The organism is Pseudomonas sp. VI4.1, from assembly GCF_002029345.1.
GTDB lineage: Bacteria > Pseudomonadota > Gammaproteobacteria > Pseudomonadales > Pseudomonadaceae > Aquipseudomonas.
Genome location: NZ_MULM01000185.1, coordinates 240,825 through 258,160 on the forward strand (window position 1 = coordinate 240,825; position 17,336 = coordinate 258,160).

The window sequence follows — 17,336 nt, forward strand, 5'->3', positions numbered from 1 at the left end:
TGGATAAACGCGGCGCTCTTGAATCCATCGCGAGCAAGCTCGCTCCTACAAAGGGCGATTTATGTAGCTGAGCCTACACCGGACGTAGTGCGCAACCGTCCCTCCAGCCTGCGCTTCAACCCCCGCGCCTCAATCAGCAGTTTCGAGCCCTTGGCCGCATTGGCCCGTCCCCATTCCTCAAGCAACTCCAGACACGAGTGATCGATGTAGCTCAGGTTGTTGAGCGGCACATGCACCGTTGCACCCGCGGGAATGGTCCCCAGCACTTGTGTCAGCGCCGGCACCTTGAGAAAGGTGGCTGCACCGGTCAATCGCAATTCCATTTCGCCGTCCCTTGGCAGGTCGACCAGGCTGATTTTCAGGCGTGATGCCTTCCAGGCAAGCTTGGCCAGGGTCAGGCCGAAGCCGATCAGCACGCCGGTCAGCAAGTCAGTGAAGATGATTGCCAAGGCAGTCGCCGCATAAGTGAACATCGGCATCCGGCCATAACGGCCCAGACCGCGGAAAGCCTTGAGGTCGACCAGTTTGAAGCCGGTATAAACCAGAACCCCCGCCAGACTCGCCACCGGAATGCTTTGCAACACGCTCGACAGCAGCAGCACGAAGGCCAGCAACCACAGGCCATGGAATATCGCTGAAAAACGCGTGGTGGCGCCGGCCTGAACGTTGGCCGAGCTGCGCACGATCACACCGGTCATTGGCAGCGCCCCGAGCAAACCGCAGAGCATGTTGCCGACACCCTGTGCTGATAATTCCCGGTCGAAGTCCGAACGTTGTCCACTGTGCATGCGGTCCACAGCAGCGGCCGAGAGCAGGGTTTCGGCGCTGGCGATGAAGGCCACCGCAAATGCCGCGACCAGCAGCGTGGGATCCGCCAGGTTGAGCAGGTCCGCGGGTTTCAACCAGTCGATGGCTTCTGCCAGGTTGGCCGGGACTTCAACGCGTTTGACCTGCAGTGCCAGTACCAGGCTGGCTACTGTCGCAAGGCCGACACCGAGCAAGGCACCGGGAACGAAGCGCAGGGAGTGCGGGCGGAATTTTTCCCACAGGTACATCACGGCAATAGTCGCCAGGCCGAGTACCCCCGCCTGCCATCCAAACGATGGCAACGCCTGGGCCACAGCGGCCGGAAAGGCTGCCAGGTTATCCAGCCCGGAAGGCTTGGGCACGGCGTCGAGCATCACATGCACCTGTGAGAGCACGATCAACACGCCAATCCCGGCGAGCATGCCGTAGACCACCGCCGGCGCCGTCACCCGAAACCAGCAACCCAGTTTCAACCGCCCGGCCACCAATTGCAGAAAGCCGGCCAGCAGTAGAATCGGCCCGAGCATGGCGATTCCATGCTGGCGCACCAGTTCGAACACCAGAACGGCCAAACCTGCCGCTGGACCGCTGACTTGCAATGGCGAACCGGCGAGCCAGCCCACCACCAGCCCACCGATGATGCCCGTGATCAAGCCTTTGGCGGGCGGTAGCCCCGAAGCAATGGCGATACCCATGCACAAAGGTAAAGCGACAAGAAACACGACCACCGAAGCCAACAGCTCCCGTGGCAGAACAGTTTTTAGTTGCGCTGCACGCATGGTGATTCTCCTGAAGTTTTTTTCAGGCATGGCAAAGCCAGGTTGCTCGGTCGGCAACCTCGGCTAAACCATACTTAGGAGGATTTAGAAGCGCGCTTTGGGCGTCGCCACGGGAATTGGATGGCTGCCATCTAGCGGCAGGAAACAACCCTGATCGGCGTCGTAAGCCTTGATTTCACTGGTTTCGATGCTGTAGACCCAGCCATGGATAAACAGCTGGCCGTTGGCCATGCGCGAGGCCACCGACGGATGAGTGCGCAGATGCTGCAACTGAGCGATCACATTCTCCTCGGTGAGGACGTGCATGCTTTCGTTTTCGTCAGCGCAATGGCAGTTTTCCTGGACCATGGTTTTTGCCACTTCGGCATGACGCAACCAGGCTTTGACCGTCGGCATTTTTTCCAGGCTTTGCGGGTTGAGTACCGCACGCATGGCGCCGCAGTCGGAGTGTCCGCAAATGATGATGTGCTGAACGCCGAGGGCCAGTACCGCGTATTCGATCGCAGTGGAAACACCGCCGTTCATTTGCCCGTACGGTGGAACCACATTGCCGACGTTACGGGTCACGAACAGATCGCCAGGGGCGCTTTGGGTGATCAGCTCGGGAACGATGCGTGAATCGGCGCAGGCAATGAACATCGCCCTGGGGCTCTGGGCCGTGGCGAGTTTCTTGAACAGTTCTTCCTGCTGTGGAAAAACTTCGTGATGAAAATGCAAAAAGCCGTCAACGATATGCTGCAGCGCTGCATCGGCGGTTTCCGCCTCCAGTGGGGCTGAAGCCGACGCAGCCAACGGCTGTTTATCCTTGTCACTCATGATTCATCCTCTTTGGCGGAGTCAGTCAGGGAATTTTCCCGTTTTATCCGATGTGAAGCCAGTGGCTGTTTAAAAAACATCCAGGTCGAAGCGCCCGACCCGTCAGTCACTCGATGAACAAGGTAGCTGCCGAAACTTAATTGAAACTGAATGAAACGCTCTAGTACCTGTGTTCCAGGTCACAAAAAACGTGACCAGACTCAATATGATGCCTGTTTCGTTCTACTCAACCATAGATCAATTACCCTCAAATCAATGACATCTGACGCCCCGGCGGACAGAAGGCTGTGCAGTCCAGATTAAAACCTTCCCGACGATTGAGCCCCAGGCGTTTGATGGTTTTGGCAAAGCGTTGCGCCAGCAGGTCGGCAAATGGACCTTCGCCGCGCATCCGGCTGCCAAACCGGCTGTCGTAGAGCTCACCGCCACGACTCTGGCGGATCAGGCTCAATACATGGGCCGCACGCTGAGGATAATGGGCCGCCAGCCATTCTTCGAACAGCGGCGCCACTTCCAGGGGCAGGCGCAGCATCATGTAGGCCGCACTTTGTGCGCCAGCGCCATGGGCTTCGGTGAGCAGGCTTTCGAGTTCGCTGTCGTTGATCATTGGAATCATCGGCGAGCACAGCACCCCCACTGGGATTCCCGCTTCACGCATCACCCTGATCGCTCGCAATCGGGCCTTGGGCGCAGCCGCGCGGGGTTCGAGGATGCGCTTGAGCTCGTCGTCCAGGGTGGTCAGGCTGATCATGACGGCCACCAGCCTTTGCTCAGCGAGTTCGGCCAGCAGGTCCAGATCGCGCAGGATCAGCGAGCCTTTGGTAATGATGGTCACCGGATGGCGGTAACGCAGCAGTACCTCAAGGGTTTTGCGAGTGATCTTGTGTTCACGCTCGATGGGCTGGTAAGGATCGGTGTTGGAGCCCAGGTTGATCGGCGCGCATTGATAGCCGCGCCTGGAGAGTTGCTCCTCCAACACCTGCGCGGCGTTGGTCTTGGCGATCAGCTTGGTTTCGAAATCCAGCCCCGGCGACAGGTCCCAATAGGCATGGCTGGGCCGTGCGTAACAATAAATGCAGCTATAATCTGTGATTCGTACAGATACCGTAGGAGAGCCCGAATGACTGGCGTCTATTCATACATGAGATGGTCCACCGTGATCCAGGGCGAGAAATCGACAGAGGAACGTCAGCGCGAGGCACAGGAAGCGTTCTGCCGTCACTACGGTTTCCAGCTGGTGGAGGAAATCACTGATCCAGGCGTGACCAGCTTCCGAGGTAAGAACGCCCACGAGGGTCAGCTACGCAAGGTGATCAACCGTGCAAAGTCTGGCGACATTCCTAAGGATTCAATCCTCCTTTTTGAGAACATCGATCGGATGACCAGAATGGGGTTGTCAGATGCCTTGGACCTCTTCCTTGAGATCCGGCGTGCAGGATTACAGATAGGCATCGCGGACAAGCTGCAATTGTTCAAGTCTGGCCCGCTCGACATGAGCGACCTATTGCCAGTGATCGTGGAGCTGGACCGGGCCAACAAGGAATCCGAACGCAAGAGCACCTTCGCCAGCAAGGGCTGGAGGACAAACCACGAGGCCATGGAGGCAACCGGCGCCATCACGACGGACAAGGTAGCTCAGTGGCTCAAGGTTGAACGTGTGGGAGACGTTCGGACGAAGTTTGTAGTAATAGACGCCATCGCCGACCAGATTCGAGCGCTGTTCACGCTGGCGCTGCAATATGGCCTGTCTGAGACGTGCAGGAGAGTGAATAGCCAGTTTGGTTCGAGCTGGAAGATTCACCAGCTGCAATACCTCCTGAAGAATCGTCGCTTGATCGGTGAACACACGATAACCAACTTCAGCGAAGCAGCAGGCAAGAACATGCCGACTGACAGAGTGCTGTCCAACTATTACCCGATTGTTGTAGACAAGAATCTATTCGCCGAAGTACAGGCAGTCATTAGCCAGCGGAAACCATTCGCAGGGAGGCAGGATGCTTCCAACTTAAACATCTATCGTGGTTTGGTGAAGTGCAAGTCTTGCGGTGGAAGTGTCCGTTTCCAGTTCAAGAGTGGGAAGGAATACTTCATGTGCACCAACAGCATGACCAACAGTTGCACAGTGCCGGGAATTCGAAGTATTCGAGGTGAGCATCTTCGCCGCCTACTGTTCAAGTTCGAGCACTGGACGAATCTAAAGAGCTACTTCATGGCAGGCAGTGAAGACTTGAAGACCCTTCGCCGGGAACGTGACGCTCTCCAGGCGTTGATAACCAAGATCGCTACGCGGACAGAACAGAATCAACAGCGCCTCATGGACGAAGACAACCACGACAAGCAATCCGCTCTACTGGACATGCTCACCAAGGCCAAGAAGGACGACCGGGAGGCGAGAGCCAAGCTAGCAACGGCTGAAACGCAACTGGCCGAGCTAGAAGACGCCTTCAGCATCGCTGGACTGGACGTCGGTGGGCGTGTGGATTGGATGTTGAACGACAAGACCGAGGCCGCCGCGCTGGAGAGGGCGAGAATCAACCGCTACCTGACCAGCATCTTTGCAAAGCTGGTGATCGACTTCGATGCCAAGACCCTCACGACAGTGGTCAAGGACGCGCTCAAGGGCAGGGTGGTCGAGTTCCAAGCCACCATCACCGTTCCGCACGACAACCGGTTCAAGGCGCCAGCAACGTCTACCCGGATCGCTGGTAAGGTGGCCCGTGTTCCTGGGAGCAAGGTGGAGACGTTCACGCCGGACGAGCTGGAATCGCTCAAGGAGATCACCCTAGATAGCCCAGTGCCACTAGTGCTGGCCAAGCCGGAACGGTGAATCCGGCAGCCGATCATGGGGTGATTACGCCATTCATCAGCATCAGGCGGCCAAATCGTCAGAAACCGCTTGACTTCATGAGAAATAACTTGACTTTTGGCCGTTTCGTGGTAAGATGGTTACACAGTAGAAGAGCAAACAAATTTGCTCCTGCCGAGGTGCTGCGACCCAGCAGGAACGACCCTTTCAAACGCTTGTTTGCCGAAAGATATGCAAATGTCGTGCCAAGCTATAGACAGGGACCAAATATCGTGGTAAGATAGAGTGAGGAATGGGAGTTTGTATTTCATTCCAGTACCGCCCACCGCGTCACCGTTCCACAAACCCAAATTTCATAGAACATCTGCACCGGACCTGACGTGAATCAGAGTTCGTTTTCGTCGTTCCTGCGAATTAAGATTTCAACGAACATCTACACCGGACCAAGCGGTAACTTGCGTCGGGTGTTGCTGTAGGCCGAAGGTTTTCAGAATGCCTTTGACTCTCCAGCCGCAAGTCTGGAGGCCAGCTACTTGCACGACAGGACTGGATTACCTGTCACCCTGGCCAAACTTCCATAAACGAAGTCCTTTTCCATGCGAACAGCCGCATGGGCCATTTGCTGAGAGGGAACAGTCTCTGAACAAGTCCTGTTAACTCGACCCAATTTCAAACGCAACAAGCCATCGTGGGCAACACTTAGGCCAAGACCTAAACCATCTTGGCCTTCATTTTGTTCTCGATCCTAACTGTGACATCCCAACCCATCCCCAACTTTCCGTGACAACTCTATTCCAGGAGGTGGCCCCCTATGGCCCTAGTATTTCAATTCTGTGAGACATGTGGCACTCGCTACAGTAGTCGCACCGTCCGTAGTAAACATTGCTCAAGTGCATGTCGCCAAAGGTCGTGCAGAGCTGCCAAGCAACAAACCGCAACACCAACACAACAACATAAGATCCAATCCCACGAAGGAAATAATGAAATGAAAGAAACACAAACACCGATGCAATTCGTCTTCAGCGAATCTGAATACCAACTCTTGTGCGAAAACGCCAAGTTTGCCTATGAGCGTCATATCGAGCTTCCACATATCAACCTGTCCGGCGCTATCGTCGAGTTCGTTATCAAGGACACCGTAGAACTTCTACACAAGCACCATGAGTTAGCCTCGGCTGGATGGTCGCTGATGGAAGACACGCCGTCCCTTCGCGCTGTGCAAGTGTTTGATGGTCTCCAGGTGCACTTCACTCGCCTATACATGGTGAAGCCAGCTAAAGACCAGCAGAAGGACTTGGAAGCCATCTACGCCAAACTCCGCACCGACTTGGAAGCCAAGTTGGAAGCAGACTTGGATGCTGAAGTAGAACGCCAGGTGCAAATGGTAGTCGCGGCTAAAGCTCGCTCCGAGAAAGAAGCAGCCGAACAAGCTCGCCAGGCGCTGGAACAAACTACACGTAACGAACTCGCCGCTTCAAGAGCTGCATTGAAAGCGAAGCTCATCGAAGACGGTCGTCTAACTGCCGAAGGAAAATCACTGTGATCGACCTCGCAAAGACTGAAGAAACTATCACTCTCGCAGCACATCAGTATCTTCACGACCATCCTGAACAGACAGTGCCAACAGCCATCGCTCTCAGGCTCCGTGTCAAACAGCTTGTTCTTCAGGAGCTGGATAACGCTCCACAGGGTATTGATGTCAACGAGCAACGCGGCCAGCTATTGGCTGATATCGTCAAACTCATGGCCATCCGACTCCAAGAGAAAGCAATGAAACGATTCGCCAAGTATGAGGCTGCACAATGAACACCGAAGAAATCCTGAAACAAAAATACTCACCGAAAGTAGCTGTGCCTACTCCACAACTCGACTCGGCCACACTGTCGGGTACGGAACTGCTACTTCGCGAGAAATACGCCAGAGACACTATTGCAAAAGACACTATCGCTACAAGCCCCTCTGAGGCTGCTGTAGAGGCTGTAACTAAAGAGGCGCTACCAGTAGACGAGGAAGCGTCAGAAGGGGCTGTGGCGGCATTTAAAGCAGCCATGGAGCTACTTGAACTAAAGGCCGCTGGTGAGCGTGCCAAGAAGTTGGTGGAAACAATCAAAAGAGCCAGAGAAGGGCTGTAAATGTCAGAGACAGCAACATCGCAACAAACCCTGAATAAAGGGTCGATTGAATACTTCACAGTTTACAAAGTTGCACACCCCGCAAGCGTTACAGCCTTCTTGGGCCTGGCCCATGCTTATGTAACCCGTCGCAGCGAACACGCTTCAGACTTCTCACACCGTTGGTTTGCCTTCACCAGTGATAGCACCATCTTGACTGTTCGAGGTAGTCGTAACGTCTTGAGTCTTCTGAGTGAATATATCACTTCACACAACCAATATCTCTCTGGTGTCGAAGTCGTATACCACGGACGTGGGCTAAAACGATTTGAATCGATTGTCGATGATCTTTATGCACGCCGCTTGAGCCTTCGTGAAGGGGCGAGCCGAACATGAGTCTTACCGAAAACGTAGCAACTTTAACGGGTACGTTGAAGTTCAAAGCGGACTACCGTACCCTAATCACATTTGAGAAGAAGTTATCAGCTGTAGAAGCGAAGCTACGCGCCTTCTCCGATCTTGCTAACCGCAAGTTCAACATCAAGGTGACACTCGACGGCAAGGCTCTTCGTGCACAACTTGATAAGGCGATGAATGCCAAGATCACCTTCAAGAACTTCCATGTTGATCTAGCAGCCCTCGACCTTGTCAAAGGTAAGCTTGCAATGGCCTTGGATCGTACACCGATCCGTTTGAACAACATCAAGATCAACATTTCTGAAGTATTGGCTCAACGTGCGCTACTTCGTACACAGCTGGGCAATGTAACAGTAATCACCAAGGTGGGGCTAAACTTCAAAGGTGCTGAAGCCAGTCTACGTGGCTGGAAGGCCAAGACAGAACAGCGCTTCAAGCTGCACTTGAACGCCGATATCAGTCAAGCCAAGTTGCTTCGCAATGCCGCTCGTACATTGAAAGCGGTGAGTGCCCGTCTCGGTACAGTGACAATCAAAACACCGAAACTGAAACTCTCCATCGACCGTCAACACCTACGTGCAGAGATTGCCTCAGTATTGGCACAGATCAAACGCGAAGTAAGAATCAAGCTCGACCTTAACAGTCGTGTGTCTGGACGTCCTCGCCCAGCTGGACCATCAGGGTTTGGCGGTGGCTACAGTTTGCCAATGGGTGCACTCGGTGGCGTAGGGGCCTTGGCTGGCGCTACATACCTCAACCGTACCAACCAGCAACAACAAGGCAACCAAATGGCCCTGATGTCTGTGACAGGCTCACCAGAGGCCGGACAGGCTACATCAAAACGCCTGGCAGCTATGGCCGAAGACATCGGATTCAACGCGCTGGAATTGTCTCCTGCACTCACCAAAATGATTGCAGCCGGTAACGGGAGTGGATTCAGCCAAGATCAATCGGAACATATCTTCAAGTCTATGACTGAGTATGGTCGTGTAATGGGTCTCGGCACTGACGATATGAAAGGTTCATTACGCGCTGTAGAGCAAATGATGAACAAGGGACAGATCATGTCTGAAGAATTGAAAGGGCAACTTGGCGAACGCTTCCCAGCGGCCATTGCTCTCTTCGCCAAATCGCAGAAGATGTCCACAGCTGAACTCTTCAAGGCGATGGAGAAGGGGCTAATCAAATCTGACGCGCTCAAAGCTTTCGCTGAGACACTCGCAGAAGAGGCACGCAAAGGTGGAGCCCTTGACGCTGCTAAACGCTCTACAGCGGCTCAACAGGCCCGTGCAGAGAATAGCCGCAACAGTGCCATTGCAAGTTTCAGCCAGGGTGGATTCGACAAGATTTCAAGTGATTTCTTTGGTGCTATTGCTAACGCGTTCAACCGTAACCAACCGGCATTCCAGTCTATGGGCGGTGCTTTCGAGATGCTTTCTCGTCCAATCCTCGCACTGGTTACTGTTAGCGGGAAGCTTCTGAGTGTCATGCCTAACCTGGCTGCACAGTTCGGTCTCACCGGAACTCAGTTGTTTACACTCGCAGCGGCTGCACGACTTGCAGCGTTCCCATTCGGCCTGGTGGCATTGGCTATTGGTGGCGTAGCGTTGGCTATCGAAGATCTAATTGGATTCACCGAAGGCAAAGATAGCCTATTCGGACGTTTCCTCAAAGGCTCTACCGAGGCTCAAGGTGTATTCGATAAACTTTCCAAGTCTAGCAATACTTTGAAAGAAAACCTGGATGGCATCTTCTTGCCACTCGGTCAGTTGAATATCGCACTCAAAGAGTTGAGTTTTGGCGAGTTCCTAACAAACACCATGCGCGAGCTAGACACATTGATTCGTGGATTCAATACATTGGTTGATCGCTTCACCAGTGCTGGCATGTTCTCAAGACAAGCCTCTGGCACAGATGGAAACGTTTTAGACAAAACTTGGAACTTCATGAAGGGCGTGTACCAGGGCACAGACGAAAACACCGCCTGGATGAGTGGGGATGCTGAGGCTAAACGAGCACAGGCTCAATCAGAGTTGAGAACTCAACCTGATCAACTTGATCGTGCACTTGGAACTCGCCAGTCTGTTACAGATCCTACCGGTGAGAATAGCCCTGCTCAAAGAGCAATGTGGCAACAAGCTATGTTGAATCCGGTAACCATCGACAAGATCGAGATCAATGTTACCGGCACCGGTGTGATGACCAGTGATGATTTGGTCGGAAGTCTACGCGATCCAGTGAAGAAACTTGCCAGAGAAGCATTTCAAGATTCATTCCGTGAAGCCGCTGCTGCACAAGGGAGCGATCACGAGTGAACGGAATCATCAAGGCAATCGCTATTGGTGCAATGCTACAGATTGCGGTGGGGAGTTTCCTCACCGTGTATTTGTTTCAGCACACAAACGATGCTGCACTACGGTATAGCGAACTTTCAGAACTGTCTGCCAATAGCTACACCGATGAAATCACCCGCGCCCAATACAACACCATCCAACAGCAATTCGCCGATGAGAGATCCAGTATGAAAGATTACGTCGAGAAGCGCATTGATTTGAAAATCGATAAGGCTATGAGGAATAGACAATGATTCAAAAGGACCGAGTATATCAACTCACCATCGGCGACACCAACACAGGAACGGGATTCATCATTGATTCATCCTTGCAAATCCGTGTGCGGATCACCAAAAACGCGGACAACAAGCGTAGTGGCGCTAACACCGCAACAATCGAGATTTACAACCTGAACCCCGATCACATTAACATGCTGGAGAGCGAATACCTCTACTGCAAATTCAGTGCTGGGTATAAGGGCGTAGCTGGTGCTCTCGTTCTTGTAGAGGGTAACATCGTGGAATGCTCGACCGTCAAGAGAGGGACTGACTTCGTCACTGAACTTACTATGGGCGAAGGTTATACCGACCTGAATCATGTCCGATTGAAACAGATGGTAGCCCCTGGCAAAACCAACCTCGATGTTATTGAAGAGATTCGCAGCAAGTGCCCTGGTCTCGCAAGAGGTGCATACACTGGTGAGGGATTGAACAAGACTACGATGTTTGGATATCCACTCACCGGCTCACCGCTTCGAGCACTCAAGGAAATTTGCGAAGCCAATAACATGGAGTTCAATGTCTCAGGCGGTGTACTCAATGTATCAGACGTGAACGGCTTGCTATCTAAAAACCAGACTCTCGCCCCTATTGTGAGTGAAGAGACTGGATTGATCGATGTGCCATTCTTCACCTCTGCTGATGGTCGAATGCTACCCAAGGACAAGAGACGTCGTAGAGGTGTCCAGTTCAAAGCGTTGCTTAATGCCGAGTACAACCCTGGATACATCGTCAAGATTGAATCCCAATTCATCACTGGCATTTATCGTATCAACTCTTCGCTCTATACGTGCGACTTCAGGGGTAACGATTGGTATGTCGAGTGCTTCTGTTCTGAAATCATGGCCGAGGAATTGTGACACCTCTCTATGCTATTCGGCAACGCCGTAATACATCGCTACAGGCCAAGTAACACAAGGGCTGGAACCATATTTTAGTGGACAGCCCACCGTGTGCGAGAGCACACAAACGTATCCCATTTCCAAGAGGATTCACCGATGAAAGTATGCACATGCCGCTATTGCGGACGGATATACACCCTGGCGGAGCCAACGCCATATTGCTCCGCTACGTGTCAGGCCCTGCATCAGCACTACCAGGCACATAAACCAACCGTTCCACCACAGGAGTTCAACGCATGAAACAGCTCATCTGTCGTAACTGCTCTACCAAGTTCCAACGAATCAAGATTGAAGGCTTCTGCTGCGGCAAATGCCGCCATGAATTCGCCCTAACCAATCCAAAACCAACCGCTTGCCGAGACGGAGCATTTAATGAAAGCAGCAGTACCCGTAAAGAATAAGGCCGAGCGCCGTCCAACTTGCCCACATTGCAAGAAACGCTTCCGCACCACCAGTACCAAAGCCATCTTCTGTAGTCGTCCGTGCAAGGACAAGGCTACCGCTGATAAGCGCCGTATCAAATACGTAGAGAAGGCAGCCGATAGCGCTTTCATGAAGCAACTAGCTTTCGAAGCCTCCCGTGCCGGTACATACGAGATCTTCACAGGCTTACAGAACGCTCCTGAATCCCTTGCCGAGCTATACCGTCTCTACGCGTTCAAGCTCAAGGCTTGCCAATACGGAGAATCCCGCACCTACGAGCTATCCCACATTTGCCCAGCTCAAGGCGAGGACAATATCGGCCTCTACCACCCACAAAATCTAGTCGTCGCACCGATGGCCATGAACAGAGCCCATGGAAACGCTCACTACGGTGCAGGCTTGAGCATCGACCGCAACAAGCTCCAGTCTCGATACCTGATCGAGAAGGGCACCAAGCAATCAGCCATCATCGCCGGTATCATCCGTTTCATTGGTGCAGACGTAGTGGCCCAAGCTGTCAAGATCGCCGGAATCAAGCCTAGAGAACGTGTAATAACATTGGCTTGGCTACGGGATCACCTTGACCCAGCCATTGAGCAACATCGCCTCTGGCTCGAAGGTATGGATGACATGCAAACTCCAGCCTTGAAAGCGCTCAAGCTTGTTGTGCAAGGAAAGGAAGAGAGCGGATTCAAGATCGAGACCCGCAAGTGGTCTCAGTTCGAAGTGCTGTATCAGGAGTTGTCTCGCCACGCTCAACACCGTCCTGACCTGATCCCGGTAATGAACGCAGTTCAATCTTTCATCAGTGACCGTCTCGATGCTACTGGCTGTTACGACTGGCTATCCGTTCACACTATGGACGAGGTGATCCAATACTTGCCGGACAACTTCGTGACACCGGTGCAACTACAAGGTCTGTTCGATGTGTTGCATGGCGCTTCTGCTGAAGCCTTCCTCCAGGCCGTAGGCACTGTTCCCGCCCGTAGCCCTGTAGTCATCTTGGCAACTCTGCCAATGCCTACACGCTCCAGTCCGTCCCTTAGCTTCCTCGCTGACGCTCGCTCATTCGCCGATGAGCTGGACACTGACTACGTGCCGGACATCCCTCCGACGCTTCTCCCAGGCCATACGCTGGCGTATGAGCAATGTGACCCGCTCCCCTGGTGAGTCACATCGCTTTCGCTCGCGGAGCTACCCAGCGAAGCCAACGAAGATCGTCACCGCCATCAGCACCAACGCAATCCCCACCAGCACGCTAACCCCCAGCGCCACCATCCAGTCATCACCGTCCATGGGCATCTCTCCTTTAGGCAAACCCCGTCCAGACTACCACCGTCCACACCGCGACCAACCAAATCGCCCCAATCAAGATGAGCAGTGCAACGAAGGATTTGACGCTCATGTTGGTAGCCTCAAGGGAGAGCGAACCCCTCAGTTTAGTTCCTCGCACACTTCGCGCTACGCTGGGTGCTCCGCTCCCGATTGAGCCTGCGAAATAACCTCGTTGGAAACCTCGAATAACCATATGTAAAGTAGGTGAATACCTATCCTCCCAGGACATCCATGGAAGCGCCGCTTCAGGCTACCTTCTCTACAACCCAGTGTTTACGGGGCTTGGGCTGACGCGCTGACAAGCTGGAGACTGTTGGAATTCCAGTTTTCGCCCGAACACGGTCTGTGAAGTTGTCTCACCCTCAGCCAAACGCTAGTTTTCAACAGTGCAGCCCCACCCAGGTCCATCGAAAATGGCTCCACCGCTGGAAACTACCCAGAACAGTGCAAGCGAGCCCGGTGCTTTCACCCGTTGAGAGTTAATCCCAGTTGAGGTTGATTCTCATACATACACCCAGACAGAAAATGCTCTTGCTCCTGTTTCACCTGTGCCAGTTGGGTGTCATCAAACGACCGATAAATGATACCTTCCAGACAGGCGGTATTCGGTATCATTTAAATAGGCTTCTTGTAGTTGTTGATACTTGTTATGCTGATACCACGTTAAACGATCCCAAGGAGTAGCCGCCATGTCCCGCACCTTCCTGTACTGCCGTGTCAGCACCGCCCTGCAATTCACTGAGAACCAAGTGCAGGAAGTGAAGGCCGCTGGCTTCGATGTGCAAGCCAGCCGGGTAGTTGAAGAAACTATCTCAGGGAGCGTTGCCGCCAAGGAGCGCCCCGGCTTCCAGAAGCTCCTGGAGCGCATGGAGAGCGGGGACGTGCTGATCGTCACCAAACTTGACCGTCTTGGACGTAACGCGATGGATGTCCGTCAGACCGTCGAGCATCTAGCCACCGTAGGCGTTCGTGTTCACTGTCTCGCCCTTGGCGGTGTAGACCTGACCTCAGCAGCAGGCAAGATGACCATGCAGGTGCTGGGGGCCGTAGCTGAGTTTGAACGTGACTTGCTGATCGAACGCACCCAGGCTGGATTGGCCCGTGCTAAGTCTGAAGGGAAGGTGCTGGGTAGACCTGAAGCCATCGCCACAACTAAGGATGTACTCCGTTGCAAGGCTGAAGACATGACACAGGCACAGACTGCTAAGGCGCTCTCGCTGGGTATTGCCACTGTCAAGCGTCACTGGAACAAGGGTTGATTACTCCCATCGGTGCATTCAATAGCCCGCCTAGAGTGGGCTTTGTCACATCTATAGCATTAGACTCGTCATATTACACTTGTAATATAGCCTGCGAGCTTCCCTAGGCCACATAGGAGGCGCTGTAGCATTGCAAGAGCCACCCCTGTAGCGGGAAGGGGCTAGCACAGCCTCAGATGGCCTTGTGGGGCTTCGCACTCTGGAGAGGTGCAGGTTATTTCCACGAATATCGACGTTCCATAGACCCCAGTCTCACGCCGTTCAATACCTCCAGTAGAACCGAGTCCAGTTTCCAGATGATTGCCAAGGTGCCTAAAAAAATTTGAGACGGGCATGGGTTGCCAGATTATGTTCCTGGGTCAGCTCATAGACTCGCCCAACGGTGCAAGCCTGCTGGCGGCGGGGGGCTTGAAACCTGGAAATCGGCCTTGGTTACATTGCTACGCTCGTAGCGTCACTCCACTTTGTTAATGGGGACACCGGGCTGAACCAGTTTGGCGACTGCCATCACCAACCCTTCAAGCGTCCATGGTTTTTTCAGGAAGTCGGTATTGGCGGGTAACCCGATGAAACTCTCAGTCCAGCCGCTTGTGATGACTATCGGTATCTCAGGCCACCTACCACGGACAAGCGCCGCCAGTTCAGCCCCTTGAATACTTCCCGGTAGGCCATGATCAACAATAACGAGTGCACATCGGGTGTCCGACGTAAGCATGTGGGTCAGTGCATCATCAGCGGTGCCGAACGCTACACAATGAGCGCCAACCTCCACCAGGATTTCCAGCATCAAGCTACGTAGAAGCGGGTCGTCCTCAATCACTACGATTTCGCCGTCCACGGGCTGTAGCTGAAAATTCACGTCCATGCAGTGCCTGTCTGAGTGTGTGATATGAATTCCGAGTCTTTCACCTTCGGTGTGCTGGGTCTACGGTGAGCGCGAGCAACGCGGTACGACAGGTAGCACCCTGATATGCACGGATCGAATAAGCGTAGGCGTTTGTTAGATCAGGATCGAATTGAGACGTATGATATAGGAGAGGGTCAATCGCACCGATGGATCTGCTTTTACGTGGCAAGCGGAGCTTGCGGGTAGTTCCCGTTGAAGAAGATCAGCGTTGAAGTTCCTTCAACAAATACCGCCCCAAAGAAAAGCCCTTCGCTCTTGCCCTGGATCTTGATCACCTTCGGTGACGTGCATCCTATCGTCAGCTCACGCTGACAAGTGATTACCTGACAGCGTCCGCTGTCGTCGTCACCTCAACCAGAGATCAAGGTCACAAGCCAGGAGCAGATTTTTGTTGATGGTGTATTGGTCCGAGGCTCGACCGGTAGGGCGAGGGTGATGCTCCCACCGCCGATGAGAATCATCAGTGCGAGGCTCTACGGTGCGGTTGTCCGCCCGGTGAGGCCAGCGACTGGGAAGCCGTTTCCAGTAAATGTACCAATCACCCAACACACTCAACCGTGCTCGCACCCGCGATAGGGATTGATCGAGCGATCGAAGGGCAAATCCGGCGAGTTATTGCGGGTGATGATGGTTTTCGCCGTCTCGATCCGCACCTCCGTGCCTTGGGTCATCGGCGCTTCCTGATACCAGCCGTCATCTTCGGCCACCGAACGGCTCGGGGCGAAGCGGTTGTGCGGGTTGGTGGCGGTGCCGCGACCGCGCGGGGGAAGAGGGATGGACATGAAAACGCCTCTATACTGTTTTTATATACAGTATAGAGGCGCTGTTGATCTGGCTAGTGCCGCTGGGCAGTCAGTTCTTTTGGGTCGCTTGCCCCAGGTCGTCGCCCGACGTGGTCTTCATATCATTCGAGCGCCGGTCCGCCACTTCGCTCGCCTTGACCGGTGAGCCACCGTTGCCCCAGCTGCTGCGGATGAAACTGACCACGTCCGCCACTTCCTGATCCGACAAGCGCCAGGCGAACCCGGGCATCGTAAAGGTCGAGGGTGCGCCATGGGTTGCAGGCACCGTGTCGCCCTTGAGCACGATGTGAATCAGCGACGTGGCATCGTCCGACTGCAATACCGGGTTGCCCGCCAACGCCGGGAATACGCGGGTGTAGCCATGGCCATCGGTACGATGGCAGGCCGCGCAGTTGTCGATGTACACCGCCGCGCCAGGCTTGCTGTCGTCACCGTTCCACAGCGCCTGGGCGACCTGCTTGTCGTACTGATGCGGCTGATCGTCAGGGTCTTTTGCCGGCAAGGACTTGAGATAGCGGGCTATCGCGGTCAGATCGTTATCGGTCATGTACTGCATGCTGTGTGTCACCACATCGCTCATGCCGCCAAACACCGCGCTGCGATCGCTGCGACCGGTCTTGAGGAACTGCACCAGTTGCTCTTCGCTCCAACTGCCGAGACCGTCTTTGTGATCGCCCCGCAGACTTTTCGCGATCCAGCCTTCAAGGGGCGCACTGCCTGCAAGAAACGCGCTGCCTTGCCCGGCATCCAGGGCTTTTTCCTGCATGGTCAGGGCACGCGGCGTATGGCACGCGCCGCAATGTCCGAGGCCTTCCACCAGATACGCCCCGCGACTGACCACGGCATCTGCGCCAGGGGTGGCGTTATGCTCCTCGACGGCCGGGGCAAACATCCAGCGCCAGCCGGCAAGCGGCCAGCGCATGCTCAAGGGCCAGGGGATGTCGCTGTCCTTGTTTTCCTGGGCCACGGGCACTACGCCTTTCATGAAATAGGCGTACAACGCCTGCATGTCGGTTTCGCTGACGCGTGCGTAGGACGGATACGGCATGGCCGGGTACAGCGTACTGCCGTTTTTGACGACGCCATGGCGGACTGCTTTATCGAAGTCCTCGAAGCTATAGTCACCGAGTCCGGTTTTATCCGGGGTGATATTGGTGGAATAGATCGTCCCGATCGGTGTTTCCATCGGCAGGCCGCCGGCGAAGGGTTTGCCGTCCTTGGCGGTGTGGCAGGCCACGCAGTCGCCGGCACGGGCAAGGTACTCGCCCTGCTTGATCAGGTTTTGATCAGCGTCTGCAGCGTTGATCGAGCCGCAAACGAGCAGCGCCAGCGTAGCGATAACTACTGATTTCATGGTCAT

The 17,336-nt window shown here is 54.3% G+C and carries 15 protein-coding genes and 2 pseudogenes; 11 read left to right on the forward strand and 6 right to left on the reverse strand.

All coding sequences use genetic code 11. The features are described 5' to 3' along the window. Nucleotides 1-59 precede the first annotated feature (59 nt). The 3 genes and pseudogenes from BZ163_RS34425 to BZ163_RS34435 form a co-directional block, all read right to left on the reverse strand. On the reverse strand, nt 60-1,586 hold the full coding sequence (locus BZ163_RS34425) for a SulP family inorganic anion transporter (RefSeq protein WP_128874673.1): 1,527 nt from the start codon (nt 1,584-1,586) through the stop codon (nt 60-62). An 84-nt stretch (nt 1,587-1,670) separates the two neighbouring features. Further along, nucleotides 1,671-2,402 (reverse strand): carbonic anhydrase, encoded by a 732-nt coding sequence (locus tag BZ163_RS34430; RefSeq protein WP_128874674.1) that lies wholly within the window; start codon nt 2,400-2,402, stop codon nt 1,671-1,673. 247 nt (nt 2,403-2,649) lie between these two features. Next, a pseudogene (locus BZ163_RS34435) lies at nt 2,650-3,489 on the reverse strand (PA0069 family radical SAM protein); the annotation flags it as partial. Between the two features lie 33 nt (nt 3,490-3,522). On the opposite strand from BZ163_RS34435, the gene BZ163_RS34440 reads away from it, so the two are divergent. The 11 genes from BZ163_RS34440 (at nt 3,523) to BZ163_RS34485 (ending at nt 14,266) form a co-directional block, all read left to right on the forward strand. Further along, on the forward strand, nt 3,523-5,229 hold the full coding sequence (locus BZ163_RS34440) for a recombinase family protein (RefSeq protein WP_168187442.1): 1,707 nt from the start codon (nt 3,523-3,525) through the stop codon (nt 5,227-5,229). A 964-nt stretch (nt 5,230-6,193) separates the two neighbouring features. Beyond that, nucleotides 6,194-6,751 carry a hypothetical protein gene (locus BZ163_RS34445; protein ID WP_128874676.1) on the forward strand — a complete coding sequence of 186 codons (558 nt, stop codon included), beginning with the start codon at nt 6,194-6,196 and terminating at the stop codon, nt 6,749-6,751. After that, nucleotides 6,748-7,014, forward strand: a complete 267-nt coding sequence (locus BZ163_RS34450; RefSeq protein ID WP_128874677.1) for a hypothetical protein — start codon at nt 6,748-6,750, stop codon at nt 7,012-7,014. The genes BZ163_RS34445 and BZ163_RS34450 overlap by 4 nt, the downstream gene beginning before the upstream one ends. Continuing rightward, nucleotides 7,011-7,340 carry a hypothetical protein gene (locus BZ163_RS34455; RefSeq protein ID WP_128874678.1) on the forward strand — a complete coding sequence of 110 codons (330 nt, stop codon included), beginning with the start codon at nt 7,011-7,013 and terminating at the stop codon, nt 7,338-7,340. Before BZ163_RS34450 ends, BZ163_RS34455 begins: the two co-directional genes overlap by 4 nt. Continuing rightward, a complete protein-coding gene (locus BZ163_RS34460) occupies nt 7,341-7,715 on the forward strand; it encodes a hypothetical protein (RefSeq protein ID WP_128874679.1) in 375 nt (124 codons plus the stop codon). Further along, nucleotides 7,712-10,051: a tape measure protein gene (locus tag BZ163_RS34465; protein ID WP_128874680.1), complete on the forward strand. Its 2,340-nt coding sequence runs from the start codon at nt 7,712-7,714 to the stop codon at nt 10,049-10,051. The genes BZ163_RS34460 and BZ163_RS34465 overlap by 4 nt, the downstream gene beginning before the upstream one ends. Beyond that, entirely contained in the window at nt 10,048-10,323 is a 276-nt protein-coding gene (locus BZ163_RS34470; RefSeq protein ID WP_128874681.1) for a hypothetical protein, read from the forward strand. The genes BZ163_RS34465 and BZ163_RS34470 overlap by 4 nt, the downstream gene beginning before the upstream one ends. Continuing rightward, the gene (locus BZ163_RS34475; RefSeq protein ID WP_128874682.1) at nt 10,320-11,207 is read left to right on the forward strand and encodes a hypothetical protein; all 888 of its coding nucleotides are present in this window, start codon (nt 10,320-10,322) and stop codon (nt 11,205-11,207) included. Before BZ163_RS34470 ends, BZ163_RS34475 begins: the two co-directional genes overlap by 4 nt. 278 nt (nt 11,208-11,485) lie before the next feature. Then, nucleotides 11,486-11,650, forward strand: coding sequence for a hypothetical protein (locus tag BZ163_RS35010; RefSeq protein ID WP_168187443.1), 165 nt, complete (start codon nt 11,486-11,488; stop codon nt 11,648-11,650). Next, nucleotides 11,622-12,842: a hypothetical protein gene (locus BZ163_RS34480; RefSeq protein ID WP_128874683.1), complete on the forward strand. Its 1,221-nt coding sequence runs from the start codon at nt 11,622-11,624 to the stop codon at nt 12,840-12,842. The genes BZ163_RS35010 and BZ163_RS34480 overlap by 29 nt, the downstream gene beginning before the upstream one ends. An 854-nt stretch (nt 12,843-13,696) precedes the next feature. After that, nucleotides 13,697-14,266: a recombinase family protein gene (locus BZ163_RS34485; RefSeq protein WP_128874684.1), complete on the forward strand. Its 570-nt coding sequence runs from the start codon at nt 13,697-13,699 to the stop codon at nt 14,264-14,266. Between the two features lie 454 nt (nt 14,267-14,720). Here BZ163_RS34485 and BZ163_RS34490 read toward each other — a convergent pair whose 3' ends face one another. The 3 genes and pseudogenes from BZ163_RS34490 to BZ163_RS34500 all read right to left on the reverse strand — a co-directional run bounded on the left by BZ163_RS34490 (nt 14,721) and on the right by BZ163_RS34500 (nt 17,330). Beyond that, nucleotides 14,721-15,131 carry a response regulator gene (locus BZ163_RS34490; protein WP_128874685.1) on the reverse strand — a complete coding sequence of 137 codons (411 nt, stop codon included), beginning with the start codon at nt 15,129-15,131 and terminating at the stop codon, nt 14,721-14,723. A 596-nt stretch (nt 15,132-15,727) separates the two neighbouring features. Continuing rightward, nucleotides 15,728-15,955, reverse strand: a pseudogene (locus tag BZ163_RS34495) (radical SAM protein); the annotation flags it as partial. A gap of 70 nt (nt 15,956-16,025) precedes the next feature. Continuing rightward, a complete protein-coding gene (locus tag BZ163_RS34500) occupies nt 16,026-17,330 on the reverse strand; it encodes a cytochrome c (RefSeq protein WP_128874686.1) in 1,305 nt (434 codons plus the stop codon). Nucleotides 17,331-17,336 lie beyond the last annotated feature (6 nt).

Coding starts and splice junctions, on each gene's coding strand:
- BZ163_RS34465 (WP_128874680.1), top strand. CDS start 7,712: ATGAGTCTTACCGAAAACGTAGCAACTTTAACGGGTACGTTGAAGTTC.
- BZ163_RS34455 (WP_128874678.1), top strand. CDS start 7,011: ATGAACACCGAAGAAATCCTGAAACAAAAATACTCACCGAAAGTAGCT.
- BZ163_RS34425 (WP_128874673.1), bottom strand. CDS start 1,586: ATGCGTGCAGCGCAACTAAAAACTGTTCTGCCACGGGAGCTGTTGGCT.
- BZ163_RS34440 (WP_168187442.1), top strand. CDS start 3,523: ATGACTGGCGTCTATTCATACATGAGATGGTCCACCGTGATCCAGGGC.
- BZ163_RS34460 (WP_128874679.1), top strand. CDS start 7,341: ATGTCAGAGACAGCAACATCGCAACAAACCCTGAATAAAGGGTCGATT.
- BZ163_RS34430 (WP_128874674.1), bottom strand. CDS start 2,402: ATGAGTGACAAGGATAAACAGCCGTTGGCTGCGTCGGCTTCAGCCCCA.
- BZ163_RS34485 (WP_128874684.1), top strand. CDS start 13,697: ATGTCCCGCACCTTCCTGTACTGCCGTGTCAGCACCGCCCTGCAATTC.
- BZ163_RS34500 (WP_128874686.1), bottom strand. CDS start 17,330: ATGAAATCAGTAGTTATCGCTACGCTGGCGCTGCTCGTTTGCGGCTCG.
- BZ163_RS34490 (WP_128874685.1), bottom strand. CDS start 15,131: ATGGACGTGAATTTTCAGCTACAGCCCGTGGACGGCGAAATCGTAGTG.
- BZ163_RS34480 (WP_128874683.1), top strand. CDS start 11,622: ATGAAAGCAGCAGTACCCGTAAAGAATAAGGCCGAGCGCCGTCCAACT.
- BZ163_RS35010 (WP_168187443.1), top strand. CDS start 11,486: ATGAAACAGCTCATCTGTCGTAACTGCTCTACCAAGTTCCAACGAATC.
- BZ163_RS34445 (WP_128874676.1), top strand. CDS start 6,194: ATGAAAGAAACACAAACACCGATGCAATTCGTCTTCAGCGAATCTGAA.
- BZ163_RS34475 (WP_128874682.1), top strand. CDS start 10,320: ATGATTCAAAAGGACCGAGTATATCAACTCACCATCGGCGACACCAAC.